We start from the raw sequence: 26,270 nt of genomic DNA, 5'->3' as shown, positions 1-26,270 counted from the left end.
GGCCTTTGACGACCTGAATCCATTGTGAAACGACTGGACCATATTCGTTTCATATCGAGATCATCGTCATGCCCAAACGCCATTCACTCAGAAGCTCCCTTTTGTCCTGCGCCGCCCTGATGGGGCTGAGCCTCGGCGTCGCTCAGGCCGAGCCGGGCTATCTGCGTGAACCCTCGCTTTCCGGCCAGACAGTCCTGTTCAATGCCGAGCAATCCGTCTGGAGCGTGCCCCTCGCCGGCGGTCATGCCCAGCGCCTGACGAGCGTACCGCAGGGCGCTAATGCCATTGATCCGCACCCCGTCATTTCCCCGGATGGCACCCAGATCGCATTTGCCGCCAATTTCGATGGCCCGACCGAAATTTATGTCATGCCCCGCAGTGGCGGCACGCCCCAGCGCCTGACCTTCGAAAACGTCGCCCGCCTGAAAATCATCGGATGGGACGCCCATGCCGGCATCCTCTACGCAACGCCCGCAGCCACTGGACCGTATTACACCCAGACCGTCACCGCCATTGACCCGAAGACCAGCGCAAAGCACGTCTTTCCGCTCTCCGGCGTCAACGATGCCGCTCTCAGCCCGGACGGACGCTGGCTCTACGCAGTCCGCTTCGGACTCGCCACGACCGGCGATCACATGCGCGCCTACCGTGGCGGCGCTCTGTCCCAGCTCTGGCGTTTCGATCTTCAGAACGGCAAAGAAGCCGAGCGCATTGGCACGCATGACGCCAACCTCATCCGCCCGATGCCCTGGCGCGACCGGCTGATCGTTATTTCCGACCAGAACGGCCGCTACAATCTGTGGAGCCTCGCCACGGATGGTTCGGCCGCAAAGCAACTCACCCGTTTCACGGATTACAGCGTCCTCGAAGCTTCCATTTCCGGCGACCATATCGTGATTCGCAAGGGCGCTGACCTGTTCGACTTCAATCTGGCGAGTGGTGAGACCACTCCCATCAAGATCGACCTAACCTCCGACAATCTTCCCCGCAGCCCCTACTGGCTGGAAAAGCCGACACGCTTCCTGACGTCCGCGACCATTTCTCCAAAGGGAGAAACCGCGGCCTTCACCATGCGCGGACATGTCGTTGTCGCAGGCGCGTCACCGCGTCGCGTCGTCGTCCTCGCCACTCCTGACAATGTGCGTCTGCGTCTCGCCCAGATCACGCCGGACGGCAAATCCATCATTGCCTTCAGCGATGCGGGCGGCGATTCCGCCCTGTGGCGCTTTGCAGCAGACGGCAGCGGCAAAGGCGAGGCCATCACCCAGCCCTCCCCGACCGAGCCCGTGATCCTGTCGCTTTCTCCGGACGGAAAATACGCCGCCCATACCGATCTTCTAGGCCGGCTGTGGCTGACGGACCTCTCCACGAAGGCCGATAAGCTCGTTGATAACGCCATGCAGGATGGCACCAACGTCTTCGACTCCCTGTCATGGTCCTCGGACGGGCATGTTCTGGCCTTCGTACGGACCCGTGGTGCGAACCTGCGCCGTCAGATCGCGCTTTATGTTCCCGCCACCGGTCAGACGAACTGGGTCACCGACGGACGCTACGAATCCTATACTCCGTCATTCTCGCCGGACGGAAAATGGCTATGGTTCCTTTCGGACCGCACTTTTTCACTGTCCAATGATTCACCCTGGGGTGACCGCAATATCGGCCCGGCCTTCCCGAAGCGGACTGGCATTTACGCCTTGGCTCTTCAGGCCGGAGCACGCTTCCCGTTCCAGCCCGCCACCGAACTGGAAGCGGCGGACAACAAGCCGGATGCCGACAAGAAAGATGACAAGACGAAGGACGGCGACAAAAAAAAGTCTCTCCCCGCCATCGAATGGTCTGGTCTTGCCACGCGCCTGTATCAGGCTCCGGTCCCAGCTGGGGACTATAGTGGTCTCGGCGTTTCCGACGAGTATCTGTTCACCATCGACAGCTCAGGCGATGGCGATAGGCCGGGCGATCTGAAGTCGATCCATATCGACAATAACGAACACAAGATCGAAACCTACGCCGCCACGATCTCAGATTTCGACATCACTCCCGATGGCAAAACCCTGCTGACACTCAGCCGTCGCGGCAAGAACGCGCCTGAACTGCTCCTGACGCCTGCAGGCGAGAAGCAGCCCAAGGAACTGGCCGGAAAGAAGATCGAACTCGACCATCTGCGCCTGCGGATCGACCCCGGACAGGAATGGTTGGACGAATTCATAGATGCCTGGCGCCTGCACCGCGACCATTACTATGACCGTGACCTGCAAGGCGTAGACTGGAAAGCCGTGCGCGCCCATTTCGCCCCCTTCGTGGACCGTCTCGGGGACCGTGCGGATCTCGACGACCTGCTCGGTCAGATGGTGGCGGAAATCGGCGCCATGCACTCACAGCTCCACGCGCCCACGACCGTCGATCAGCCCGCATCCAGCCTCATTGCGGGCCTCGGCTCGCATCTGACGCATGAGGACAAGGGCTTCCGGATCGATCACATCTATCAAGGCGACCGCGACCTCCCGGACCAGCAGTCCCCGCTGGCGGCTCCAGGTGTGGATGCCCGTGACGGAGATCTTGTCGTCGCCATCAACGGACAGCCCACGGCTGGACAGCCCGATCTGGGTTCACTCCTTGCCGATCAGGCCGGAAAGCAGGTCCTCCTGACGCTCGCCCGCGCCGGAAAGGAACACAAGGTCATCGTAACCCCCGTTCCTTATATGAAGGAGCGTGGCCTGCGGGCACGAGACTGGGAAGTCGGTCGCGCAAATGTTGTCGATCGTGCTAGTCACGGACGCATCGGCTATCTGCATCTGCAATCCATGGTCGGCGACGACATGGAAGCCTTCGCCCGCGAGTTCTATGCCAATATCGACAAGGACGGTCTGATCGTGGACGTCCGTGGCAATACGGGCGGCAATATCGACAGCTGGGTTCTCACCCAACTCATGCGTCGCCCATGGATGTTCTGGGGCCGCTATGGCAATGCGCCTTCGGTGAACATGCAACAGTCCTTTCAGGGACGGCTGATCGTCCTGTCCGATGAGATGACCTATTCGGATGGCGAGACTTTCTCGCAGGGCATTAAATCCCTGCACATCGCCCCATTACTTGGCGAACGCACTGCAGGCGCAGGTGTCTGGCTGTCTGACGGCGATCGTCTGATCGACAACGGCAATGCCCGCACAGCCGAGAACCCATATTTCGACTTGAACGGGCACTGGCTGGTCGAAAACAAGGGAGTCTCCCCGGACATCCAGGTCGAGAACATGCCGGTCGCCACCTTCAACGGGCAGGACCAGCAGCTTGACGCCGCCATCGCCTGGCTCCGCAAAGACATGGCGGATCATCCGCGCCCAGCTCTCAAGCCCGAGGCCTTCCCGGCGCAGCAGCCCGCTGCGCCTCGTTAATCGTGAAAAGTCCTGATGGGTCGGCAGACTGCTGATTCATCAGGATACAAAGACATGCCGGCTATCAGAGCAGTGATCAGATCTATTGATGGATCAATGGAATTAGGTCGGACCCGATGATGGAGTTTTCGTTAGCGATTTTGGCTGCGGTTTCAGTTCTTCTATTTGTATACGTTATATTCAATCATAAAAATATTTTCATTTATAAAGCATCAGGAAACATAACCCTATTATTCATCATAATCATTCTGTTTACGATCATATTTTATGCTTTTTACATAGTTTCTCTTCTTATTTTTATAATCCAATAGAACGTGATTAAATAACGGCACACGCTGCGGATCAGGATTCAGAGCATCCGGTCCATGATGCTGTCCTTGCGACCATAACGATGCAGCAGTGCCGCGATCACATGCCCGGCGATCAGAATTCCCAGCACCCATGACGAGAACTGGTGCAACACATTCACCAGCGGTACGAAAACCGGCGCCTTGTGCGCCAGAGGCGGCAGGTTCACGATCCACATCATGGGGATCGGCAGGCCGTGGACCGAACTCCGCACCCATCCTGTCAGCGGCACAATCAGCATCATCGCATACAACCCGAAATGCCCGACCTGAACCGCCAGACGCTCCTCTTCCGGGATCTCCGCTGACATGGCGGGGGGCCGGTGCGTCGCGCGCCAGACAAGCCGCAGGAGCGTGAGGACGATGATGAACGGTCCGATCTCCTTGTGGATCAGCAGCAGGAGCGCCTTCTGAGGCGTAGCCGCATGCGGCATGATCCGCCCCACATAAAACCCGAGCAACCACAGAGGAATGATGATCGCCGCCATACTCCAGTGAAACATCTTGGCCACAAGGGAATAACGCTGAAACGGCGGAAGGATTTTTTCCATGAAACGGCAGCACTCCAGAAGAACAGTTCCGCTGTCTATAACCCGTTCCCACACCGGAACACACGTTGCGCTGGGTTACGGATTTTCAAGCGGAAGCAGGACGGCTACGACAGCCTGCACGCTCTCACAGGAATACCCGACTGCCATGCTGACACTGCTGTATACGCGCATTACCGAACTCGCCGCGTCTCCGCGCGCCGTATGGTGGCTGGTCATTGTCGCGACGGCAGAGGCCTCGATCTTTCCACTGCCGGTGGACCTGATGCTCGTGCCCATGCTGCTCGCCAATCGTGAACGGGCCTGGTTTCTGGCTCTGGTCTGTACCCTGGCCAGCGTTGCGGGCGGGCTGGTCGGCTGGATCCTCGGGGCGTTCCTCATGGAGCATGTCGGCATGCCGATCGCGCATTTCTATCATGCCGATCAGCGCATCCTGAATCTTGAGGCCATGTTCCGCCATTACGGTGTCTGGATCATCCTCGCCAAGGGCCTGACCCCACTCCCCTACAAATTCGTCACGCTAGCGGCCGGTGCAGCCCATTTTTCCCTGCTACCCTTCATCGCCGCCAGTATCGTCACCCGCGGCGCCCGCTTCTTCCTTGAAGCCGCTCTGCTCCGCACGTTCGGCGAACCCATCCGCGACTTCATTGAAAAGCGTCTGGCCCTCGTCCTCTTCGCAGCCCTGATCCTGATCGCAACTGGTGTCATGCTGATCGAGTTTTTTTAAAAAATAATTTATCAAAGAGGAATATTGGCCCACTCCACTCCCTGAACAGGGCCGCACAACCACTGAAAATATTGCAATTCACGATATTAACACAGATATAAGTTAGTTTTTTTCAATCAAAATATTTCTTTCATAATCTCAAACAAATAGCGGAACTCCGCAATTTTTTCACAAAGAACGATGCGAATTTTCTACAATCCGCATTGATAATACACCCCATAAACCACAGGAGAAATATTTTGTTTGTGAAATACAATCAATTTTTGTCTAAACCAAAGTAGAGACGAAGTAACTTAGACTTGATTTATTTTGTGTTGAGCAGAATCGAAAAATTGTGAAGATTATCTAAGCCTTGTTTTTATATCGCAAACAAAGCGCAGAATGAAATTCAAATAAATGTTAGCCAAATACTAACAAAAGGAATTATCATGACTTCATATCCCGGAACCACCACCACCTATACCGTTACTCCAGCTGGGCTTTTTGGTGCATTTCCGGATGTCACCATTGCAGACAGCTCCGGAACTACCATCACCACACTGTCCAGTGTTCCAGTAGGTAATATCGTCACTGGAACCAGTTCTGTTGGCGTTCTGGCCAGCCTTGTGAGTGGAACCTATGTCAGTGTTCCCGGATCAACCGGCGGCATTGATATTCTTCTTAATGCACTCAGCGCCGTAAACTTCTATATTGGTGGCGACACGACTGTCACTATAGGCGTCAGCGCTGTATCAGGACTAACGCTGAATGTCATTGGCGGAGAACTCACTTTCTCCAGCGGCGTCCTTGCCAGCGCGCTTCAGGGCTCCACCATCAACATCAGTGAGGGCGGTTCCTATGTTTCCGGGTCAAATCTCGCCAGCATCCTGACCGGATCCACAATTAGTTTTGGTACCGGCGGCGGAACGCTGATCCTCAATGGAGGCGGAACACTCATTGACCTGAGCGGTACATCGATCACCAACTACGACCCGACCAAAGACACGATCGAATTACAGAATACGGTTACTGAAATTACAGGATATACAATAGCCGGGAGCGGTTCTTCACGGACGATCACGCTTTATGGCGGAAATGGCAATACAGAAATTGCCACCTATACCGTCACGCTAGCCAGTAAAGCCACACTCGCAACTGGCACCTACAATGCCCTGAGCGCAGACAATAACCCACTCAGCATCACCTATTCAAAGGGCAATACCTATATTGGTGTCTGCTTCCTCGCTGACTCCATGATCCGCACGCCATCCGGTGAAACCCCGATCCAGGACCTTCGTACGGGTGACGAGATCCTAGCATGGCATGGAGACACGCATGCTGTCCGCAGGGTCATCTGGACCGGTCGGCGACAGGCCACCACCAACCCGTCCCTTCCCGATGATCAGGCCGGCTATCCCATCCGCGTCCTCGCCAACGCCATCGCAGATAATGTCCCTCATAAGGACATGCTGATCACGGCAGAACACTGCCTGTTCATGGACGGCCGTTTTGTCCCCGCACGAATGCTGGTCAACGGCAGTTCCATCTTCTACGACCGCTCCCTGACCTCTTACGAATACTACCATGTCGAGACCCAGGAGCATTCCGTCATCATGGCCGACGGAATGCTGACCGAAAGCTACCTTGATACGGGTAACCGGCACACCTTCCGGCAGGACGGAAAAATCCTCGCCATCGGTGGCCAACACAAAAGCTGGGAAGATGCAGCGGCGCCGCTGGAAGTCAGCCGTGCCTTCGTCGAGCCCCTCTATCGCCAGATCGAAGCCCGCGCGCTTACTCACTGCCGGTTGGACAAATCAATGGCGAGCACGGACCAGACCCCGCACATCACAGAAGATCCCGATCTACATCTCCTCGCATCAGACGGCCAGATCATCTATCCGATGCGACAGACGAAAAACCGGGTTCTCTTCATGATCCCGCCAGGGATCAGCTCAGTCAGGCTCACGTCCCGCGCATCGCGTCCCTGTGACACCATCGGTCCTTTCGTCGATGACCGCCGCACCCTTGGTGTTCTTGTGGGCGATATCGTGTTTTTCGATTCAGGAAGCACCACCGACCTTGAGGCTCACCTGGAGCATCAGCCCCTTGAAGGATGGGCAGGACCGGAAAACGCACGCTGCCGCTGGACGACCGGAAGTGGTCTCATCCCGCTTGGCGAGCGCGCACCCCTGCATTTCGGCGTTCTTTCCATCACTGTCCTGGCGACTAACACCTATTTTACAGAGACCGCTTTCCCCGAGGAACAGACAGCTCAACGAGCCTGAGGGGATAGGAAAATCATTACACAATCTGCTCACGGTTCCATTGATGACCATGAGCAGATTTACGGTCTTTGATACGGCCCCACAGCAGCAGAAGAACAAAAAAAGCCCCGGTTCAGACCGGGGTTTTTTTGTTCCGTATCCTTTAGTTCAGAACCATTCGCTCATGCGCCATCGCCTGCTCTTCCCCGAAGGACGGCCATTCAGACCGCGACAGCGCCTTTAGCGAGGGAGACGGCAGACCCATACGGTGCGCATAAAGCCAGGTATAGGTCAGGGCGCGATGGACATAGTCCCGCGTTTCCCCATTGGGGAGCGTTTCCATAAAGAATAACGGATCGTGCACCTCCGCCTTCTGCGCACCTTCCCAGCGGGCAATGGCCCCCGGGCCGGCATTGTAGGATGCCAGAACCCGGACCAGATCGCCGCCTTCCGGAGGGCTAACCGTCGCGATCCGGCTGGACTGGTTCGCCAAATACAACACGTAGAGCTGCCCGATCTCCAGATTGGAGGATGGGTTGTGCAAGCGACTGACCATGTCCGGCGCAACCGGGATCACCGCCACACCATGCGAGTCATACGTCATGTGCGATGCGGTGACGAAGCTGGCCGTTACAGGACGGATCTGCATGAGACCATGCGCTCCGGCACCCGACGTCGCTGAGGGGTCGAAATTGGATTCAACCCGTGTCAGAGCATAGACCAGCGCCGGATTCATGCGAAATCCATGCCTGGGCTTCAGGGACGGCAGGGGAAGCGGCGTCGGCTTCGTTATCTGCGCTTCCTGATGCATAATGAGAGAGGCGAGCTGTTCAGACAGATCCTCGTAGCCCGCCGCCTGCGCTACGAGCTGAAGCGAGCGGGAGCGTGCGCTATCATCTGCAACATCGACCCACATCCGTCGGATCAGATTCTCAGCCCGCACCCGCTCGCCGACCTGCAGCAGAGCGAAGAGCTGACGCCCCTGCGGAAGAGCCCCGACTGCCTCGACATCGATTTCCGCAAGAACAGGCACCGGATCGTGTAGCGTGATCTCCACGCCGCCATCCGGCAGGCGCGCATGGCCATGCCGTCCGAGATCAAGCGTCTGAGACGCCAGAATACCGTAGAACGTCTCATGGTGAATAGCGGCACGATGGAGCCATTTTACATAGCCGACCATGTCATGACGCCGCCCTTCGGCACGTGCGGCCCAGAAGGCAGCGGCCGCGCGGATCTCCACGGTCGTCACAGGCGCGTTTGCCGCAGACTGGAACAGATCATAGGCCGCCTCGATATGGCCTTCACGCCAGGCCGCCAGGCCAGCAACATAGGCAGGCAGGCCCACCTGATTGTTGCCGCGGCCAAATCCCACGCTGCCATGCCGCAGGGCCAGTAGGGTTTCCCCCTGGGATAGCAGCCCAAGCGCAACCTCGCCATAAAGCTGGGCGGCATACGGCGCCGTCATGCCCGGCGTGATATCCACAAGATGCAGCGCACTTTCTGCCCCCCGCACACCCGAGAACACCCGTTCCTGAACCGTCCGGTCCAGAAGCGGATTGCGCACAAAGGCATGAAGCAGGGGATCAACCGGAGCACATGCGCCCTTCACGTCTTCAGGCCGCGCATCAGCGGCAAGCGGACGGACGAAGGACTGGGGCTGCACCGTTCCCGGAAGCGCGATTTTCAGGAGTAGAGCCTGAATACTGGCGGCATCGGGCTGGGAGGCATAGTCATGCAACCATTCCCGAAGCTGCTCGACGGCCGGATGAGCGCCTGGCGTCAGATAACGCTCTGCCAGCACATCCGGCAGGAGAACATGATCCGTCACCAGACGGAGCTGGTCCTGAACAATCCGAGCGTTGCCTTCCCGCTGAGCCCGGAAGATCAGCCGGTAGCGGCTGGCCATTGCAGCGGTGAGCGGATGGGGAAGCGAAACAATGCCATCTCCGCCCAGAGACGGACGGGCCTCGGCAAAAGCGGTCTCATCCCCCACCCGCTCCGGCTGAGGGGGAAGATCTCGTGTGCTTGCCGCACGCACCGGGGACAGTGAGCCACCGGCCAGAATCAGCACGCTAACGAGCAGAGCCCGTGCGTTACTGCCAGAAATGAAAGGGGTTGTCCTTCGCATAGCAGCGGGTTGCTACCCGCTTTGCATGCCGTTGGCAAGATCTTGCGGATTTTGATGCAACCATGGACTGGGCAATTGTACATACCAACCCCAAAACAATCCAGTGGCAAACACCTGTCTTGGCGCGTTTTTTTACGTTTTCTCGAAGTTTTTTGATGACCTCATTTATACCAGTTCGGTCCTCATCCCTCCGGAGCCAATTTCTCCATCAGAATCAGCAGATCCTGCCATGCATTACGCCGCGCAGCCGCACTAGCCCGCAGTTGCAGAGGGTGCCGCATCGGCAGGAGCGGAACCGGAGTCGCAAGCCCGGGAAGCGAAACCTCCATCCACTTCCCACGTAAGCGCCCAACCGCCGCATCAGCCCCTAGCAACATCTTCAGGGGAGTCACGCCCATCGTCACCAGAAATCGGGGCCGACACAGGACAATCGTCCGCAGAAGGAGCGGGTGACAGGCCTGCATCTCCGTATCACTCGGTGTCCGCCCGCCCGGCGGTCGCCACGGCAGGGCGGGCGCCATGGAAATCTGCCCCCGCTCCAACCCGGCTGACCGCAGCATCTTCTCCAGAAGCGAGCCTGCCTCTCCCGCGAAGAGCTTGCCGGACCGGTCCTCGTCTGCATCGGGTGCCTCGCCGATCAGCATGAAGGGGGCGTTTTCCACGAAAACCGGTTCCAGCCGGTGCGTGGCGGTCCGGGCAAGAAACAAATCGTCCGGAGCCTCGGTCAGCCGCATCAAGGTCGGCAAATCATGCGCCTTCTCAAGCGCCTGCATGGAGAGGCTACCCGTTGCCGTTTCGATAACCTTTGCGCCGGCCGGACGCGCGCCATCCCACATTTCCGGCGAAGGCCGCGCAATCGTCCGCTGCCCCTCCTCCCCACGTTGCGGCATGGATACAGGCAGCCGGGGAGCCGCCTCGGAAAGACGGTCCACGGGCAGTTCGCACAGAGCCTCGTCGGCTCCCCATTCATACTGAAGCTGGAGCGCGGCCAGAAGTTCGGCCCGGCTCACAACCGGCTGGGGCGTCATGATCTATCCGTTCTGGTTACCTCCCGACCTGTAAGCCACCGTTCCCGGAAGGGGGAGCAGTTGGCGTCAGACCTCAAGAGGGCTAAAGTTTCGTCCATTATGCAGATCACACGCGGCTGGCCCAGATCATTCGAGGATTTTTCCCGTCCGCTCCGTCTGGCGCTTCCCGCTCTTATGCTGGGTAGCTGCCTCACGGAGGGCGCCGCAGCAGCCGTTCCTCCCGCCATGCTACCCGCCATCAATCCTGAAAAATCCCTGACCGGCTGGATGATGGCTGCGACCGTCATGATGGAACGCGGAGATATTTCCGCCGCCAATCTGGCGCTTTCGCATGCCCTGCCTCTCGCCCCACACAATCTCCGGTTGCAGCACGATGCTCTGCGTTACGCCGCGATGGCTGGGAAACAAGCCGAGGCTGTCAGACTCGCCAACGCACTGCCCGATCATGACATCGGCAGCGATATCGGGACCCTCATTCTCGCGCAGGATGCCTTTGCCCGTCAGGACTGGGCCGAAATGCGCCGTATCCTGACCCGCAGCCCCCATCACGGCCCACTCGTCGCCATTGCAGCCCCCACTCTCATGGCCTGGAGCCTTGCGGCCGAGGGGCATGCCGACAAAGCCCTGAATCTGCTGGGAGAAGCGGCAGCCCAACCCACGACCCGCAGACTGTATCTTCTGCATGCGGCCATGATCGCGGAATCCCTTCCCAGCCCGCAGTTGGCGGAACAGCTGTATCACCGAACAGGAAATGCCTCCGGCGACCCGCTGACACTCCAGATCCTCTATGCACAGCTTTATGGGAGCTGGCTCGAACGCCATGGCCGTCACAAGGAGGCCAGTAACGCCATCGCCGCCCTTGATGTAACCTCTCCTCTGACCTCTCTCGTCATCGGCCCGATCCAGCAGAGCCTTCCGCATCTGAAAAGCCCGAGCCCGGCCCTTGGCGGCGCGGTTCTCAACCTGCAGATCGCCCTCATGATCACGGATGTCATCCAACAGGACGGCATTCCGCGGGACCCGGCCATCATTGCCCTGCAACAGGCTATTTTTCTTGATCCCGGCCTGACAATCGCGCGCATCTTTCTCGCGGACACCTTTCGGGAAGCCAACCAGATCTCCAGCGGGCTAGCTGCGCTGGATGGCATCCCGTCCTCCGACCCCCTCGCCGCTTTGGCTGCACAAGAACGCATTAATCTGGCCCTGCGCTCGGGCGACCTGGAGCAGGAAGCCGATGCCCTGCATCGCGCCCTGACCCTGCGTCCCGACAATCCCGAATTCCTGATTCAGCTGGCGGAAGTCGAAGATCAGCGCGGCCACCATACTCAGGCCATTGATCTCTATACCCGCGCCCTCAAGGCTTCCCCGCCCCGCAAGGAGATCCTGTGGCCCATCCTGCTCGGCCGCGCGATGGCTGCGGAAGAGAGCAGCAACTGGCCGATGGTCCAGGATGACATGAGGCATGCGCTGGAACTCGCGCCAGACCAGCCCGAAGTGCTCAATTTCGTGGGCTATGCCAATATCGAACATGACTCAGATCAGGCACAGGCTCTTGCCATGCTGAAAAAGGCCGTCGATCTTCAGCCAACGGACGCCTCCATTCAGGACAGCTATGCCTGGGCTCTGCTCAAATATCGCGCGGATATCAAAACTGCGTTCCCCATCCTGGTGCAGGCTGCAGAACATGCGCCCAGCGATGCTGAAATCGGCTACCATCTGGGCGTTGCTTACTGGTATCTCGGACGGCATACCGAAGCTCAGGATCAATGGAACCAGTCCCTGGACGACAATCCCCAGCCGCAGGATCGCGCTCTTCTCATGCAGGCGCTCCAAAACGGTGGGCCCCATCTCGCAGCCTTCGAACAGAAACAATGACCTTTCCAGACACAACTTCTTCCGCCGCTCCGCAGACTAGTGCGCATGCCAAGATCAACCTGTTCCTGCACATCACCGGCCGCCGCGATGATGGCTATCACCTGCTCGATAGTCTTGCCGTATTCGCAGGTGCTTCAGACCGCGTTGCCCTCACGGCTCCAAGCGACACCATGTCCCTGACGATCGACGGACCGTTCGGACAGGGCCTTGAAGCGGACGACCAGAATCTCGTGCTCCGCGCCGCCCGCGCCCTTCAGGCCCAGGCGGGCAGCACGATTGGCGGCCTGACTGAATCCTTTCATCTGGAACTGCAAAAGAACCTGCCCGTCTCATCCGGTATCGGTGGTGGGTCGGCTGACGCTGCCGCAACGCTGCGTCTGCTGGCACGGGAATGGAATGTCGATCAGGAAGCCCTTTTTCCGATCGCCGAGACACTGGGGGCGGATGTTCCCGTCTGCGTTGCCCAACGCCCAGCCCGGATGCAGGGCATCGGGGAAATTCTTGCCCCCGCTCCGGCCCTACCAGATGCGGGCCTCCTGCTGGTCAATCCGGGCATTGGTGTTTCAACACCGAACGTTTTCCGGGCCTTCGCGGCAGGCGGCGGTATTGTTGAGCGTCCCGAGCCGTTTCTGCCAGACCGCTGGAACACGGCACAGGACATGGTGGCAGATCTGAACGCCACCACGAACGATCTTCAGGCCCCGGCCCTCTCACAATGCCCTGTCATCGGCACGGTCCTGGCCTCAATCGCAAGCCTGCCAGACTGTCTGCTCAGCCGCATGAGCGGTTCAGGCGCCACCTGTTTCGGCATTTTCGCCAGCCCCGAAAGCGCTGTTGCCGCAGCTCGAATCCTGAATGCGCAGAGCGCACGTCTGGGTTGGTGGACATGGGCGGGCGGCTTCCACCACACTGGAACTTCCACCTGATCACAACGCAACCAGACAGAAAGGCGACGAACGTCATGACAGCACCGCGCATGCAAGTCACACGTTCAGAGGACAGCAAGACGATCACCCTGTCTTTCCTGGAAGGCAGCGGTGTTTCAGGTAGCATTGCTCTGGACGAGAAACAGCTCTCCCAGTTGATCACCAGTCTCGGACTGGCACATGCGAGCCTCATTGAAAAACAGCCGCCGGCCCCTATTGCCGGTGCGCGCTTTACACCAGTCTATACAACGAACTGGGCCTTACAGATCGATGCTCTGACCGAAGGTTCCATGCTGGCCTTCCAACACCCGGCTTATGGTCCGGTGGGGATCGTCTTCGGCCCGCAGGACGTCGAGCAGATCATTCGCGGCCTGCAAAAACAACGGACCATGATCCGCTCCAACCCCGATGATGCCAGCAAGCCGAGCTGACAAAATCCTTAGCGGGATTTTAGAAAAATTCCATCTCCCCCGCTTTGGGGGAGACCTGAATAGCACCTCTCTGCAGGCGCTGCCGGACCTCCGAGAGAGTCAGCCGATCCACTATGGAACACTGAACCTGTACCTCTCTCACACCGCTCTCATGACTTAACTGCTCACAACACTGCGCCAGTTGGCCCAAAACCTGCGTGATCCTGTCGAAATCCTGCAGCTGCGTGGCAGTTTCGCCCACACACGCCTTCAGACAGACCTCCTCCAATTGACGCAGGTTCTGCAGACTTGAAGACAGCTGTGCACCCACGCCTTCCAGAACTGCCGACAATGCCAGCTTCCCTGATGCCTCAGACACTGCTGATCGGCCCAAAAACGGCTTCGATACGAGATTTGAGCGAACTGGCCGTAAAAGGCTTGGCCAGGAAATTGTTCACCCCTTCCGCAATGGCCTGCTGAACCAGATCCTTGCTGGCCTGTCCGGTCAACATGATGAAGCCCGTTTTTGCAGTCCGTACATTACTTCTGACCGCTTTCAGAAGCTCAAGCCCGTCCATATCCGGCATGTTAAAATCTGAAATAATCAGGTGCACCGGATTGCTTTTGAGATGTTCGAGCGCTTCCAGTCCATTCCGGGCACCGGCGATCTGTACGAATCCGATCTGGCTCAGCGTATTACGCAAGATAGAACGGATGGATGTCTGATCGTCGACAAGAAGGACGGACATAGAGGAGGCTGAAATCATGGATATGTCTCCAAAGAGCGACGTTCACAAAGATTGAGAATGGCTGGACCAATGGCAGAAAGCGGAAGCTGCGTCTCGACAGCGCCCAGTTCGTATGCGGCCCGGGGCATGCCATAAATGACGGAGCTCGCCCGATCCTGACCGATTGTGGAAGCACCGGCATGGCGCATGGCCAGCAGACCCTGCGCCCCGTCACATTCCATCCCCGTCAAAATGACCCCCACAGCATTTTTTCCGCCTGTGGTGGCGAGGGAATAAAACAGTTCATCCACCGAGGGGCGATGTCCGTTGACGGGTGGCGCCGCAACCATCTGACAGACATATTCTCCAGACCGTGCGCCACAGCGAACGCGCAAATGGCGCTCTCCACCAGACGCGACATACACCGTGCCGGGTTTCAGCATATCGCCCTCTTCCGCAAGCCTGACCTCCGGCTTCACGATCTGGTCCAGACGGCGTGCGAAGCTTTCTGAAAACTGCCTAGGCATGTGCTGCACGATAACCGTTGGCGGACAGGCCACGGGGAAATGCCCCAAAACATCGGTTAGTGCTTCCACCCCTCCCGTTGACGCACCAATCCCGACGACAGTTCCTATCTTCGGAACAGTCCGATTTGCAGACGCTGTAGAAAGCGACACAGGATCCTGCCTCTTCACAGCCACTGCCCGGACAATCGCATCTCCTAACCCCGTAAACGGATCCTCCCCGTTAACCGTGGTCGTTTTCGAGTACCATTCCGCTGCTCCCATCCGGAGCGACTGCTCAACTAGTCCCCGATGACTGGAAAGATGACCCGACACCATCACGACAGGCATTGGCCGCAACCTCATGATTTTTTCAAGAAACTGCAGACCGTTCATGGACGGCATCTCGAAATCAAGCGTCAGCACATCTGGATTCAGGCGCACGATAAGATCACGTGCTTCAAAGGGTGTTCCGGCAGTCCCCACGATCTTTACTCTGGGATCCCGCCGGAGTGCGGCCGCAATCAGGGCGCGGGTCGTCAGGGAATCATCGACGACCACGACAGTCAGGGGTTTTACTTCGCTCAAGCCCCCCTCCTGCCAGACGGAATCTTGCGATAGGCGTTATGTCCAAAGCTTTCCATGTCAAACCGCTCAGGATGAGCGATCCGCTCCGAATGCCCCAAATAAAGCTCTCCCCCCGGGAAAATACGGCGCGAGAGATTGCCCCATAGCTGATCCTGCGTTTCACGATCAAAATAAATCGCGACATTCCGACAGAAGATGGCATGAAAACAGGATGAAAATGGCCAGGGATCAAGCAAATTGAGACGTCGAAAACGAATCATCCCCCGAATTTTTTCGGACATGACGACCCGATCGTCTTCAAGCCGGCAGGACGTCAGCACTCCATCTTCAAAAAGAGCCTCGGCTTCTACAGCAGCATAGCTTCCCAGGCGAGCCTGCTGCAGAACATCGGAATCTATATCTGTCGCCAGCATTTTCGCTTTCAGATTCGGAATGGTGGACAGACACTTTATGACCGTCATGGCGATCGAATATGCTTCCTCACCACTCGAACAGGCCGCAGACCAGATCCTGAGTTCTTCTCCGTGTTCAAGGCGGGTATATAATTGCTGACGAAGCAGGGATTCCAGATATGAAAAATGGTGTTTTTCCCGATAAAAACTGGTGACATTTGTTGTCAGCGCCGAAACAAGGCGCTGGCGTTCGCCAGAACCCGCTTCACTCATCAGGAAAACACAGTACTCATCGAAACAGCCAAACCCTTCCTGCCGGACACGGCGGGAAATTCTGGAATAGACTAGGCTCTTTTTCTTTTCCGACAGAGAAATTCCGGCATAATTCTTGGCAATCCCAGCGATAATCCGGAAATTTTCATCAGAAATTTCGTCTGTCTCGAACACAGAGGGCGATGTCACTGCAGACTTCCTTCAAACAGCGCATCTACATTTACAGAAAATATCAAACGACCTGATACAGACTGAATTCCATTCAGAAAATATTTGAGATCATCGCTAGACAATTCGGGAAGAGGCTTAAATTCCTCCTCATCCCAATCCGAAATATCTGTTACATTGGAAACCGAGAACCCAATAACCTTGTCTTTATTTTTCAGAAAAATGATAGCTTTCTTCTCATTGCTGTTCCCGGAAACGCCCATCATCCGGGCCATATCCACGAGTGGAATTACGGATCCCCGAACATTCACTACTCCTTCCACAAACGCCGGAGCCGCCGGGAAAGGCGTTGCTTTTGACCAAGTCTTGATTTCCTTGACCGCGGAGATCGGGATGGAAAATTCTTGATTACCCAAGGAAAAGACCAGCGTTTTTCCCCCAATCATACTCTTTCCTCCAATGAACTTTCTCTTTTCTTCAAAAGTTCACCAAATAGAAACTCTACATCCAGAATAAATGCCACGTTTCCATCCCCTAGAATGGTCGCAGTAGAGAAGCAGGCAATTTTTCGATAATTATCTTCGAGATTTTTCACCACGAATCTTGATTGATCGATAATTTTATCAACAATAAATGCCATTTTTTCTTCGTTTTCGCTTTCGATAACGAAGCATATTTTTTGATTTTTCTTATCAAAAGGAACACCCAACAGATCGGCTGCATAAATTACAGACAGATAACCGTCTCGATAAGGATATCCACACTTTCCCTCCCCGATATGGAAGGCTTTACTGTTATCAAATATTATTGTCTCTGAAACATTATTGATCGGAACAACAAAATCCTGCCCTTCTGATTTAAAGATAATGCCTTCAATAACGGAGAGGGTAAAAGGCAGAGAAATGGAAAATATTGTTCCTTTTCCTTTTGATGAACTAATGAATATCCGCCCGTTGATCTGCTGAAGACTCTGCTTGACAACATCCATTCCCACGCCCCGGCCGGAGACATCGGTCACTTCCGCAACGGTCGAAAATCCCGGCTCGAAAATCAAGGCGTAAATTTCTTCCCGATCTAACCTTTGACCCTTTTCAATAATCTTCTTTTCAATAGCTTTTTCGTAGATCCTGTCAGGGTCCAGACCAGCCCCGTCATCCTGAATCTCCACGATGATCCGACCAGAGCGTTGAAATGCGCGCAGTCGGAGCAAACCCTCTGGGTCCTTTCCCGCCTGCGCTCTGACCTCTGGACTTTCAATGCCGTGATCAATGGCATTACGCACCATGTGGGTCAGAGGATCGGAGAGCTTTTCAAGAATGGACCGATCAACCTCCGTATCCTCTCCTTCCAGAACAAGCCGAACCTGCTTTTCTGTCAGTCTGGCCGTCTCCCGCACAACACGGCCCAGCTTCTGGAAGACCGTCTTGATCGGATAAGCGCGCATCGTAATGACGTTTTCCTGCAGTTCATGGATGAGCTGCTCCTGCGCTGTGACCACGCTGCCCAGAAATGAATCTCCCGGCACCTTGTTGCGACGCATCTGAGATTGAATAGCCCCCTGGTTAATCACCAGTTCTCCAATCAGATCGACCAGTTTGTCGATCCGCTGGATATCAACCCGAACGGTCGCAGAATCCTTGCGCTCGGTTCCTTTTCGGGCCGGTGGATCCGTTTTCTCTTCTGCAACCGGAGCAGATGGTATTATGGTTTGTTCAGGTTCTTCCGGCACGGATTTAATGACCGCGTGCAGATCATCGCCACACCAATCAAAAATCTCATCAATGCTCTCTCGTGATTTTTCTGTTGTCAGCAGAATTTGCCACGTCAGATAACTCTGGCTAGGTGAAATATCGGCAAGAAGTGGAACAGCATCACTATCAACCTGTACCTTAATCTTCCCCAGATCTTCCAATGCCATCAGGATATTCCGGATGTCATCTCCGCGCTCATAAAACTCCGCGGATACGGTCAGAACAATTGAAAACTGCTGCTCACTGGGTTCATCAATTTCAATTTTCACCGGCGCAAAAGACATGCCAAAGATATCTTCCGTTCCGGCCTCTTCAGAGACAGGCTCCGGTTCCGAAACATCAGACCCGAGATAGTGCTCCAGTTCGGCGGTTATCTCCGGAGCAACCTCATAAGTGCTGGCTCCATTTTTAAAATCTGAAACGATATCCGACAGTGCATCCTTGCACTTAAGAAAAACCCTGATGCTCTCAGCATTTACGGACAGTTCTCCTGACCGGAAACGGTCAAGCACGCTCTCGAAAAGATGGGAGAATCTTACCAGATCTTCCATTCCAAAGGCGGCCGCTCCGCCCTTGATGGAGTGAACACACCGGAAGATCGTATTGATCTTCTCTCCATTTTCCGGCTCTTCCTCAAGCGCCGTCAGCTCTTCTTCCAGAAGCGTGAGCTGCTCGTCGCATTCATCAAAAAAAATCAGTCGGATTGCGTCCATATCATCGGTGAAATCTTCAGTGCTCATGCGCTGACACGCCTCACCGCTGCAAGTAGCTTGGGACCGTCGAACGGTTTGACGATCCACCCGGTCGCACCTGCTTCGCGTGCGGCACGACGAAGATCGTCACCGGTTTCCGTCGTCAGAAAAATGATGGGGAGGTATTTTGTATCTGACCGTGCTCGCAGGGCTCTGGTCAGTTGCAGCCCATCCATACGCGGCATGTTCAGATCCGTTATGATAACTGCCGGCAGAAAATCAGAAATTCTTTCCAGCGCTTCAACGCCGTCTTCCGATGTTTCAACCTCATAACCGTCTTTGCGCAGCTCTCGACTGACAAGGTCCCGCATGGTTCGGGAATCATCAACGACCAGAATATTCATGCGTCGCCCCGCGCCTCCAGAAGAAAATCTCCTCCCATCAGCTGAAGATTTTCTCTCATCGCATCAGAAATATTCCTGATTTCGAAATCGCTGCCCTGTACCCGTGCCGTTCGGTACGCGGAGACAAGCAACTGGAAACAGAGGCCACCGAGCCGGCCAACCTGACGTCCATCCAGAACAAGCTCTCTCTCTTCCTGTTTAAGGAGTTTCGAAAAAGGAACAGCGTATTTGGTGTCCAGTAGTTCAGGCAGCATCAAAACGCTCATCAACGGAACTCCTCCCATCCTTCATCCGATGTCTGAAAGGGTTCATTTCCCCACTGCGATGATGGAAGATCAGAAGCTGGCGCTTCGCTTCCAAAAAGCGGTTTTTCGGCGTCATGCAAGCTTTTCAGACGAAACCGCTGAAGGCTTCCGACTAGCTCCCTAGCCTCCGCGCTCAGATTATGACTGGCGGCCGTCGCCTCTTCGACCATCGCAGCATTCTGCTGGGTATTCTGATCCATCTGGCTGACCGCAACGCTAATTTCCGAAAGGTCATTGGCCTGACTGCGCGCAGCCGTCGCTATTTCACCGATCAGGACGCTGATTTCACTGACATTTTCCACGATGGATTTCATCGCGTTCCCTGTCTCTTCGACCAGGGAACTGCCCCGACTAACCTGCTGCGTACTTGAAGTGATGAGGCCCTTGATTTCCTTGGCGGCATCAGCCGATCGCTGGGCCAAAGCGCGGACTTCAGCAGCGACGACGGCAAACCCCTTGCCTGCATCTCCCGCCCGAGCGGCTTCAACGCCGGCATTCAACGCCAGGAGATTGGTCTGAAAGGCGATGTCATCAATCAGACTCAGGATCTGCGCAATATGGATGGAAGACTGCTGAATGTCCTGCATGGCCGCGGTGGCAGCCGCCATCACTTCACCTGACCTCTCGGCACGGTCTCGGGTCTGGCTTGCAACTTCACTGGCATGAACGGACGCTGCCGCCGTTTTGCGGCCAGTCTCCGTGACGTTCCCCACCGAGACTGTAGTTTCTTCAAGCCGGGCAACCTGAAGTTCCGTACGACGGGCCAGATCGTCGGCAGCCGAGGCAATTTCCGCCGATCCGGACGAGATCGTTGAAATACTGTCATTCAGCGACACCATCATCTTCTGAAGCGACGATGCGGTATCATTGAAATCCTGTCGCAGTCGGTCGTAGCGGTCCGGCAGGGTCTCTTCGAGACGAAAATCCAGTTCGCCATCGCGCAGACTGGCCATTGCATTCCCGAGAACCGCAATGACGCGCTCATGTTCAGTCGCTTCTTCTCTTGCCGACTGGCGAGCGTCTTCGGCCTCAATCCGCACAGCGGCAAGAGAGGCCTGCGCCTGAGCGGTCATGGCATCGCTGCGCTCTGCATGCGTCCGAGCTTCACCGAGCAGAACCTGCAAACGGATCAAGCTGGCTTCACCGACATTCCGTGGCAGCGTTCCTTCCGACGCAAGTTGCCTCACAGCTCCGACCAGATCGTCCCCATAGGCCGCGACCTGAAAGAAGACCACGATTCCAGCAACACAAAAGAGACCCAAAAGAGCCAATTCAGGGGGCACGAACTGCCAGATGCCTGCAGCATGCCCCCCCTCAGTCTTCAAGTGCCATCCCACCAGACAGACAGAAACAACGACAGGGATGGCAAACGCCAGAAGCAGGCGCCTGCGCAACTGCATGGGAACAAAGCGCATGTCGGACATGCCAGACCGCCTCCAGAAACACAGATCACACCACGCCGGCCTCATGCAGCCGACCAGATGCTTCCCTTCCTAGAGAACAGTGTATTGAAACTCCGTTAATGCCTCCCAGACTTCTTCAGTTGGCTGATGCTGGAATATCGACGTCATGCTGGACAAACATCCTGTTGCCCCAGCGGGGGATCCAGATCCGGTAATGCCTGAGAACATCCGCTCCCAGCAGTGCATCCGTATCAGGAAGATCACCCCCGACCCTCAGGACGACATTCCGAAAAACGATATCGCCCATCTGAAGGGTGTCGAAATCATGACGATAATTCTTTACCGGATCCCGCGTGAGTCCATAACCGGTCGTAACCGGATCCTTTTCCAGCATGGCACGCGTCACACCCGCAGCTCTTGCGCCATCCATGCTGATCAGGCTGCTGCCTGCTCCGGTATCAAGAACAGCATCAGTCACGTGGCCATTCAGGCGGATGTCCAGCGTGGTTTTTTGCCCACCGTTATACGGGTGGCTGATGGGAACTGTATGAATACGCCCCGTCCATCCCGGCGTCGGCGTTGCACAGTCTTCGGTTTCAACCAGACGCACCCGATGAGACGGCATGTCCACAACCGTATCGTAGCGTCCAAGGAAATCACGCCCGAACAATCCCACAATCGGAAGGCCTGCGATCTTTCCGGTAAATTTCCCGACCCCGGCCACAGCGATGTTCCGGGCCTTGGAACTTCCCATGTCCAGCGTGCGGATTGTCACGACACGCGCGTACTCGTCTCCTCCGACGCCACGGACGAACACGGTTCCACCTGTATCGTCCAGACCGAGCGGCTCCACGAAACTCTTCCCGATCGTGGTGGAGAAAGCCCCCGTATCAACAATCAGCGCAACCGGATGCCCATTGATCGCGGCACGAACAATGGGGCTTCCCCAGTCATTCAGAACCGGCATGTCACCGCTTATGATCAGTTTGCACTGACGCGGACCACTCTCACACCCGGCAAGAACAGCCCCCATCAGCAGAAGCGCACCCAGTCGGCCAAGCGTCATGACATCCCCGCATCTGTCTCGATCCGTTACAAAGGACACGTCCCATCCGGACCGGGCAAGGCAGTTTTTTTTGGTCAGGTAAGCTTTTTTTCAGAAAACCCTATTGCCACCCCCCGGGTAGGCTGATAAATCACCGCCACCGACCGAGAGGAAGCCAAACAGCTTCCTGAACGGAAGGTCCCAAGCTGCTGATAAGCAGTTTTGCGGGTGTAGCTCAGTTGGTTAGAGCGCCGGCCTGTCACGCCGGAGGTCGCGGGTTCGAGCCCCGTCACTCGCGCCACTCCTTTCCTGGAGTTGGCCACATTCCCAGAAAAAATAAGTTTCGAAAACGACCGCTTACCCATAGGTAAGGGTATGCTTTTCTTTATTTTGAAATGTCTACTCTCAGGTGTTCTGATCGCTGCGGCCTCGGGTGTTGCGCGACGCTATCCTGGAGCGGGTGCCCTGATTGCGTCCCTGCCACTAGTGTCGGTTCTGGGCATGATCTGGCTCTGGATAGAAAAACCTGACCGCATTGTCATGGGTCGCCATGCGGAAGCGACGTTCTGGTACGTGCTTCCGTCCCTACCGATGTTTCTGCTCATTCCACGGCTGCTGAGGGTGGGAGTGCCGTTCTGGCTGGCCCTGATGGCAGGGTGTGCCCTTACGATCGCGCTGTATCTCGGGACAACCTGGGCGCTTGCACGGTTTGGTTCAGGGGGCTGAGGCCTCAGTTCGTGTGTGCCAGATAGACATCCAGAACCTCGTTGGGTGTAGCATCCATCCGGACATGTCCATTCTCCAGCCACAGGACTCGCGTGCACCACTGACGCATGATTTCGGGCTGATGGGTCGAGAGCACCAAAATCTCCGCCTTCTGGACGAGTTCCTCAAGCCGGGTGCGGGCCTTGTTCATAAAAATGCCGTCGCCCGCCAGAAACCATTCATCCATCAGCAGGATTTCAGGAGCAGACGCCGTTGCCAGACCGAACGCCAAACGGACACTCATGCCTGCACTGTAGGCCTTCACCGGCATATCCATGTAAGGCCCGAGTTCCGCGAAGTCCTGCACGTCCTGTTCGATCCGGTCTATCTGCTGGCGTGACAACCCTTCATACCGGCCTTTGAGACGGATGTTCTCACGACCGGTCAGATCGGGATTCATGCCCAGACTGCTGTCCAGCAGGGTCCGCATCGTCCCCTCAAGCCGGACCCGCCCGGCGACAGGCTCATAGATGCCGGCAAGCGCCCGCAGGAGCGTGGTCTTGCCCGCACCGTTACTGCCAATCAGCCCCAGCCGCTCGCCAGAACGCAGCGTGAAGCTTATTTCCCGCAGCACGCTGACAATTGTGCGTTCGCGCTGGTCATGCATCAGATGCACCGATGGCGAGGACGGTGCAAAGCGGGTCAGGGTCTTGCCGACCTGCCGTTTCAGAGAACGGCTCTGACCATGATACAGTGGAAAATCGATACAGAGACGGTCAACAACGATACCGGGCATCAGATCAGATCCAGTAGGGAATGCGCGACCGCATCCGGCAGAACAGGATGGACGCCAGAAGCCACAGGAACACGCTGTGCCCGATGGCCGCTTCCCAGACAACCGCATCCACCGTCCGCCCCAGAAGAGGCGCGCGCACGATTTCAAGCAGCGAATAGAACGGATCAAGCAGCAGATACTGGCGTCCGGTCGTGATCAGCTCGGGCTTCCAGATGACCGGCGTCACAAAGAAGAAAATCTGCATCAGGGATGCCACGATTGGTGCGATATCGCGAAAACGCGCGCCCAGCATCCCAATCAATAGGATGACGCAGAAGCTGTCCACGATCCAAACAGGAAGGCTGAGTAGCAAACTCCAGATCTGGTGTGGCCAAATCCGGAAGACGGCAAACACAACTGCAACCACCACCATATTATGCAGCAGGATCAGCAGGTTCCGGACGATCACCTGTATGACGGGCAGGCTGGCCGGAATCCGCATCGAATGGAACAGGGGGGTGTTCTGCGTAAAGACCGTCCCTGCATCATTGACGACCGTGCCAATATATCCCCACAGCACAATAGAAAGCGACAGGAAGGGGAGATAGGTCCTCAGGTCCATGTGAAAGAGATAGCCATACACCACACCCGTTGCGCCGATCATCACGGCGGTGGAGAGCGTCAGCCACAGCGGCCCGAGGATGGAACCACGATACCGCATCTTGATATCCAGCCAGCCGAGTGCAGCGGCGAGCGGAAACAGCCGCAGACCTGCCCTCAGATCAGCTGCGGCAGAACGGACAAGCCCCCATCCACGCTGGGGTTCAAGAACCAGGACAGGAGAACGGGCATTCATGTCTTCCATGCGCTCTCCCTACCATGAAAGCGTGTCCTGCCCATCCCCCTGAAGGCCGAAACCACCCTCGGCTGCCCTTGCATCAGGCTGGTATGATGATTTCCCTTGCATCCTGCGCCAACCTCGCCGACATGCTGCGGTCATGTCATATGCTGTGAAGGAAATGTTCGTGACCCTCCAGGGCGAGGGTGCACAGACAGGCCGCGCGTCGGTGTTCTGCCGCTTCGCCGGCTGCAACCTGTGGTCGGGCCGCGAGCAGGATCGCGCCACTGCGTCCTGCACGTTCTGTGATACCGATTTCATCGGCACAGATGGTGAAGGCGGCGGCCGTTTCGAGACGGCTGAGGCTTTAGCCTCCACCATTGAATCCTGCTGGACCGGTACGGCTGATGACAGCGGGCGGCGCTATGTCGTCTTCACGGGCGGCGAACCCCTGCTCCAGCTCGATGACGCCCTGATTACCGCCGTAAAAGCTCGCGGATTCGAAATTGCGGTGGAAACCAACGGTACCATTGCAGCCCCCGCAGGAATCGACTGGGTCTGCGTCAGCCCCAAGCCGGGCGGTGCGCTCGTGCAGGACGAAGGTGCGGAGCTCAAGCTGGTCTATCCCCAGCCGGAACTCCCGCCCGAACTCTTCGAGCAGCTCGCGTTCCGCCATTTCTGGCTCCAGCCGATGGACGGTCCCGACCGCATTGCCAACACACAGGCCGCCGTGGCCTACTGCCTGCGCCATCCGCGCTGGCGCCTGTCGCTCCAGACCCACAAGCTGATCGGAATTCCCTGATCATGACCATCAGCAGCAACACTGCTCTTGTCCTGTTCTCTGGCGGTCAGGATTCCGCAACCTGTCTCGCCTGGGCCCTCTCCCGCTTCGATCGTGTCGAAACGGTCGGATACGCCTACGGGCAGCGTCACGCCATCGAACTCGAATGCCGCGAGACCCTGCGCGAGCAGATGGCTGCCTTCTCGTCAGACTGGAAATCACGCCTCGGCGAAGATCACACGATCGACCTCGCCTCCCTCGGCGCCCTGTCCGAAACGGCCCTGACCCGCGAAGCCGAGATCGGACTGAGCGAAAGCGGCCTGCCCAACACCTTCGTGCCTGGCCGCAACATCATCTTCCTGACCTTTGCAGCAGCCCTCGCCGTCCGCCGCAATGCGCGCCATATCGTCACGGGCGTCTGTGAAACCGACTATTCTGGCTATCCAGACTGCCGCGATGACACGATCAAGGCGCTCCAGGTCGCCCTGAACCTTGGCATGGACCAGCGCTTCGTCCTGCACACGCCCCTGATGTGGATCGACAAGGCCCAGACATGGGATCTGACGGAACAACTCGGCGGGCAGAAACTCGTAAACCTCATCAATCGTGAAAGCCATTCGTGCTACATGGGCGATCGAACCCATCAGCATGAGTGGGGGTATGGCTGTGGCAGTTGCCCCGCCTGTAACCTGCGTGCCGATGGCTGGCGGCGCTACCAGCAGAGCCGCCATTCGCACGGAGGCGCCACATGACTGCTGAACTCGTCTTTACCCGTCGTTTCTGCATGGGGCACCGGCTCATCACCGGAGCGAGCGAACGCTGCGCCATCCCGCACGGCCATAACGAATATGTTCGTGTCACGCTGCGTCCGGCCAAACAGGCCAGACTGGACGGCCATGCGAACATGATCCTGCCCTTCGCCGAGGCCAAGACGCGCTGGCACCATTTCGTGGACAACAGCCTCGACCACGCGCTCCAGCTCTCGGAAACCGATCCGCTACTTGCATGGTTCCGCGAGAACGAGCCCGAGCGCGCCCAACGCATCGTCGTTACCCCCGGCGATCCGACGACCGAGCTTATGGCCGCTCTCATGCTTGCCAAACTGACCGCCATCCTCGCGGATCAGGGCGATATCCTGCGTGTCCATGAGATCGAACTGGAAGAAACACCCACCAACACCGTCCGTCTTGGTGGTAACCCGCAGCATTATCTGCCCACCGTTTCGCGACAACCGGAACAGTGCTGGTGGAACAGGCCGGACGCCAGCATCGCCTGACATCCGGCCCGGAACCTGA

Annotated in this window: 24 protein-coding genes and 1 tRNA gene; 11 read left to right on the top strand and 14 right to left on the bottom strand. The window is 56.9% G+C overall.

Going from position 1 to position 26,270, the window contains the following annotated elements:
* Positions 1–68: 68 nt before the first annotated feature.
* Positions 69–3,389 (top strand): S41 family peptidase, encoded by a 3,321-nt coding sequence (locus IGS75_RS09285; RefSeq protein WP_237468749.1) that lies wholly within the window; start codon positions 69–71, stop codon positions 3,387–3,389.
* 349 nt (positions 3,390–3,738) lie between these two features.
* On the opposite strand, the gene IGS75_RS09280 is transcribed toward IGS75_RS09285, so the two are convergent.
* Entirely contained in the window at positions 3,739–4,287 is a 549-nt protein-coding gene (locus tag IGS75_RS09280; RefSeq protein WP_141349488.1) for a cytochrome b, read from the bottom strand.
* A gap of 145 nt (positions 4,288–4,432) precedes the next feature.
* Between IGS75_RS09280 and IGS75_RS09275 the strand changes: the two genes are divergently transcribed.
* Positions 4,433–5,011, top strand: a complete 579-nt coding sequence (locus IGS75_RS09275) for a YqaA family protein (protein WP_141349486.1) — start codon at positions 4,433–4,435, stop codon at positions 5,009–5,011.
* A gap of 428 nt (positions 5,012–5,439) precedes the next feature.
* A complete protein-coding gene (locus IGS75_RS09270) occupies positions 5,440–7,278 on the top strand; it encodes a Hint domain-containing protein (RefSeq protein ID WP_202256661.1) in 1,839 nt (612 codons plus the stop codon).
* A gap of 142 nt (positions 7,279–7,420) precedes the next feature.
* On the opposite strand, the gene IGS75_RS09265 is transcribed toward IGS75_RS09270, so the two are convergent.
* On the bottom strand, positions 7,421–9,385 hold the full coding sequence (locus IGS75_RS09265; RefSeq protein ID WP_202256660.1) for a transglycosylase SLT domain-containing protein: 1,965 nt from the start codon (positions 9,383–9,385) through the stop codon (positions 7,421–7,423).
* Positions 9,386–9,567: 182 nt separating this feature from the next.
* The gene (locus tag IGS75_RS09260; protein WP_202256659.1) at positions 9,568–10,413 is read right to left on the bottom strand and encodes a uracil-DNA glycosylase; all 846 of its coding nucleotides are present in this window, start codon (positions 10,411–10,413) and stop codon (positions 9,568–9,570) included.
* Between the two features lie 99 nt (positions 10,414–10,512).
* On the opposite strand from IGS75_RS09260, the gene IGS75_RS09255 reads away from it, so the two are divergent.
* Genes IGS75_RS09255 through IGS75_RS09245 form a run of 3 tightly spaced genes read left to right on the top strand, consistent with a single transcriptional unit; the run spans position 10,513 to position 13,645 of the window.
* Entirely contained in the window at positions 10,513–12,288 is a 1,776-nt protein-coding gene (locus IGS75_RS09255; protein WP_141349481.1) for a tetratricopeptide repeat protein, read from the top strand.
* Entirely contained in the window at positions 12,285–13,214 is a 930-nt protein-coding gene (locus tag IGS75_RS09250) for a 4-(cytidine 5'-diphospho)-2-C-methyl-D-erythritol kinase (protein WP_141349479.1), read from the top strand. Before IGS75_RS09255 ends, IGS75_RS09250 begins: the two co-directional genes overlap by 4 nt.
* A 35-nt stretch (positions 13,215–13,249) precedes the next feature.
* Entirely contained in the window at positions 13,250–13,645 is a 396-nt protein-coding gene (locus tag IGS75_RS09245) for a hypothetical protein (protein ID WP_228123668.1), read from the top strand.
* Between the two features lie 350 nt (positions 13,646–13,995).
* Here the strand turns inward: IGS75_RS09245 and IGS75_RS09240 are convergent, their stop codons facing one another.
* The 9 genes from IGS75_RS09240 to IGS75_RS09200 form a co-directional block, all read right to left on the bottom strand.
* The gene (locus IGS75_RS09240) at positions 13,996–14,391 is read right to left on the bottom strand and encodes a response regulator (RefSeq protein ID WP_141349477.1); all 396 of its coding nucleotides are present in this window, start codon (positions 14,389–14,391) and stop codon (positions 13,996–13,998) included.
* On the bottom strand, positions 14,388–15,443 hold the full coding sequence (gene cheB, locus IGS75_RS09235; protein ID WP_202256658.1) for a chemotaxis-specific protein-glutamate methyltransferase CheB: 1,056 nt from the start codon (positions 15,441–15,443) through the stop codon (positions 14,388–14,390). Before cheB ends, IGS75_RS09240 begins: the two co-directional genes overlap by 4 nt.
* Positions 15,440–16,297 carry a CheR family methyltransferase gene (locus IGS75_RS09230; RefSeq protein ID WP_202256657.1) on the bottom strand — a complete coding sequence of 286 codons (858 nt, stop codon included), beginning with the start codon at positions 16,295–16,297 and terminating at the stop codon, positions 15,440–15,442. Before IGS75_RS09230 ends, cheB begins: the two co-directional genes overlap by 4 nt.
* Complete coding sequence (locus IGS75_RS09225; protein ID WP_202256656.1) at positions 16,294–16,722, bottom strand: chemotaxis protein CheW; 429 nt, start codon at positions 16,720–16,722, stop codon at positions 16,294–16,296. Before IGS75_RS09225 ends, IGS75_RS09230 begins: the two co-directional genes overlap by 4 nt.
* Positions 16,719–18,767 carry a chemotaxis protein CheA gene (locus IGS75_RS09220; RefSeq protein ID WP_202256655.1) on the bottom strand — a complete coding sequence of 683 codons (2,049 nt, stop codon included), beginning with the start codon at positions 18,765–18,767 and terminating at the stop codon, positions 16,719–16,721. Before IGS75_RS09220 ends, IGS75_RS09225 begins: the two co-directional genes overlap by 4 nt.
* Entirely contained in the window at positions 18,764–19,123 is a 360-nt protein-coding gene (locus tag IGS75_RS09215; RefSeq protein WP_202256654.1) for a response regulator, read from the bottom strand. Before IGS75_RS09215 ends, IGS75_RS09220 begins: the two co-directional genes overlap by 4 nt.
* Entirely contained in the window at positions 19,120–19,389 is a 270-nt protein-coding gene (locus IGS75_RS09210) for an STAS domain-containing protein (protein ID WP_211572956.1), read from the bottom strand. Before IGS75_RS09210 ends, IGS75_RS09215 begins: the two co-directional genes overlap by 4 nt.
* Complete coding sequence (locus IGS75_RS09205) at positions 19,389–20,852, bottom strand: methyl-accepting chemotaxis protein (protein WP_202256652.1); 1,464 nt, start codon at positions 20,850–20,852, stop codon at positions 19,389–19,391. The genes IGS75_RS09210 and IGS75_RS09205 overlap by 1 nt, the downstream gene beginning before the upstream one ends.
* Before the next feature lie 115 nt (positions 20,853–20,967).
* Entirely contained in the window at positions 20,968–21,897 is a 930-nt protein-coding gene (locus tag IGS75_RS09200; protein WP_202256651.1) for a retroviral-like aspartic protease family protein, read from the bottom strand.
* A 203-nt stretch (positions 21,898–22,100) separates the two neighbouring features.
* On the opposite strand from IGS75_RS09200, the gene IGS75_RS09195 reads away from it, so the two are divergent.
* Positions 22,101–22,177: transfer RNA gene (locus IGS75_RS09195), tRNA-Asp, on the top strand.
* Positions 22,178–22,251: 74 nt separating this feature from the next.
* Positions 22,252–22,602: a DUF3147 family protein gene (locus IGS75_RS09190; protein WP_141349459.1), complete on the top strand. Its 351-nt coding sequence runs from the start codon at positions 22,252–22,254 to the stop codon at positions 22,600–22,602.
* A 4-nt stretch (positions 22,603–22,606) separates the two neighbouring features.
* Here IGS75_RS09190 and IGS75_RS09185 read toward each other — a convergent pair whose 3' ends face one another.
* Positions 22,607–23,377, bottom strand: coding sequence for an ABC transporter ATP-binding protein (locus IGS75_RS09185; RefSeq protein ID WP_202256650.1), 771 nt, complete (start codon positions 23,375–23,377; stop codon positions 22,607–22,609).
* A gap of 4 nt (positions 23,378–23,381) precedes the next feature.
* Positions 23,382–24,212, bottom strand: coding sequence for an ABC transporter permease (locus tag IGS75_RS09180; protein ID WP_237468748.1), 831 nt, complete (start codon positions 24,210–24,212; stop codon positions 23,382–23,384).
* Positions 24,213–24,354: 142 nt separating this feature from the next.
* On the opposite strand from IGS75_RS09180, the gene queE reads away from it, so the two are divergent.
* The 3 genes from queE to IGS75_RS09165 are packed head-to-tail and all read left to right on the top strand — an operon-like array spanning position 24,355 to position 26,251.
* Positions 24,355–24,996 carry a 7-carboxy-7-deazaguanine synthase gene (gene queE, locus IGS75_RS09175; protein WP_202256648.1) on the top strand — a complete coding sequence of 214 codons (642 nt, stop codon included), beginning with the start codon at positions 24,355–24,357 and terminating at the stop codon, positions 24,994–24,996.
* Positions 24,997–24,998: 2 nt separating this feature from the next.
* On the top strand, positions 24,999–25,727 hold the full coding sequence (gene queC / locus IGS75_RS09170; protein ID WP_202256647.1) for a 7-cyano-7-deazaguanine synthase QueC: 729 nt from the start codon (positions 24,999–25,001) through the stop codon (positions 25,725–25,727).
* Positions 25,724–26,251, top strand: coding sequence for a 6-carboxytetrahydropterin synthase (locus tag IGS75_RS09165; protein ID WP_202256646.1), 528 nt, complete (start codon positions 25,724–25,726; stop codon positions 26,249–26,251). Before queC ends, IGS75_RS09165 begins: the two co-directional genes overlap by 4 nt.
* Positions 26,252–26,270: the final 19 nt, after the last annotated feature.

It is taken from the genome of Gluconobacter sphaericus, assembly GCF_016757795.1.
Lineage (GTDB): Bacteria > Pseudomonadota > Alphaproteobacteria > Acetobacterales > Acetobacteraceae > Gluconobacter > Gluconobacter sphaericus.
This window is presented reverse-complemented; position numbering and strand designations above follow the sequence as displayed.

Bases quoted from the DNA above. Each gene is read 5' to 3' on its own strand.
- IGS75_RS09285 (WP_237468749.1), top strand. From the start codon at position 69: ATGCCCAAACGCCATTCACTCAGAAGCTCCCTTTTGTCCTGCGCCGCC.
- IGS75_RS09280 (WP_141349488.1), bottom strand. From the start codon at position 4,287: ATGGAAAAAATCCTTCCGCCGTTTCAGCGTTATTCCCTTGTGGCCAAG.
- IGS75_RS09275 (WP_141349486.1), top strand. From the start codon at position 4,433: ATGCTGACACTGCTGTATACGCGCATTACCGAACTCGCCGCGTCTCCG.
- IGS75_RS09270 (WP_202256661.1), top strand. From the start codon at position 5,440: ATGACTTCATATCCCGGAACCACCACCACCTATACCGTTACTCCAGCT.
- IGS75_RS09265 (WP_202256660.1), bottom strand. From the start codon at position 9,385: ATGCGAAGGACAACCCCTTTCATTTCTGGCAGTAACGCACGGGCTCTG.
- IGS75_RS09260 (WP_202256659.1), bottom strand. From the start codon at position 10,413: ATGACGCCCCAGCCGGTTGTGAGCCGGGCCGAACTTCTGGCCGCGCTC.
- IGS75_RS09255 (WP_141349481.1), top strand. From the start codon at position 10,513: ATGCAGATCACACGCGGCTGGCCCAGATCATTCGAGGATTTTTCCCGT.
- IGS75_RS09250 (WP_141349479.1), top strand. From the start codon at position 12,285: ATGACCTTTCCAGACACAACTTCTTCCGCCGCTCCGCAGACTAGTGCG.
- IGS75_RS09245 (WP_228123668.1), top strand. From the start codon at position 13,250: ATGACAGCACCGCGCATGCAAGTCACACGTTCAGAGGACAGCAAGACG.
- IGS75_RS09240 (WP_141349477.1), bottom strand. From the start codon at position 14,391: ATGATTTCAGCCTCCTCTATGTCCGTCCTTCTTGTCGACGATCAGACA.
- IGS75_RS09225 (WP_202256656.1), bottom strand. From the start codon at position 16,722: ATGATTGGGGGAAAAACGCTGGTCTTTTCCTTGGGTAATCAAGAATTT.
- IGS75_RS09220 (WP_202256655.1), bottom strand. From the start codon at position 18,767: ATGAGCACTGAAGATTTCACCGATGATATGGACGCAATCCGACTGATT.
- IGS75_RS09215 (WP_202256654.1), bottom strand. From the start codon at position 19,123: ATGAATATTCTGGTCGTTGATGATTCCCGAACCATGCGGGACCTTGTC.
- IGS75_RS09210 (WP_211572956.1), bottom strand. From the start codon at position 19,389: ATGAGCGTTTTGATGCTGCCTGAACTACTGGACACCAAATACGCTGTT.
- IGS75_RS09205 (WP_202256652.1), bottom strand. From the start codon at position 20,852: ATGTCCGACATGCGCTTTGTTCCCATGCAGTTGCGCAGGCGCCTGCTT.
- IGS75_RS09200 (WP_202256651.1), bottom strand. From the start codon at position 21,897: ATGACGCTTGGCCGACTGGGTGCGCTTCTGCTGATGGGGGCTGTTCTT.
- IGS75_RS09190 (WP_141349459.1), top strand. From the start codon at position 22,252: ATGCTTTTCTTTATTTTGAAATGTCTACTCTCAGGTGTTCTGATCGCT.
- IGS75_RS09185 (WP_202256650.1), bottom strand. From the start codon at position 23,377: ATGCCCGGTATCGTTGTTGACCGTCTCTGTATCGATTTTCCACTGTAT.
- IGS75_RS09180 (WP_237468748.1), bottom strand. From the start codon at position 24,212: ATGAATGCCCGTTCTCCTGTCCTGGTTCTTGAACCCCAGCGTGGATGG.
- queE (WP_202256648.1), top strand. From the start codon at position 24,355: ATGTCATATGCTGTGAAGGAAATGTTCGTGACCCTCCAGGGCGAGGGT.
- queC (WP_202256647.1), top strand. From the start codon at position 24,999: ATGACCATCAGCAGCAACACTGCTCTTGTCCTGTTCTCTGGCGGTCAG.
- IGS75_RS09165 (WP_202256646.1), top strand. From the start codon at position 25,724: ATGACTGCTGAACTCGTCTTTACCCGTCGTTTCTGCATGGGGCACCGG.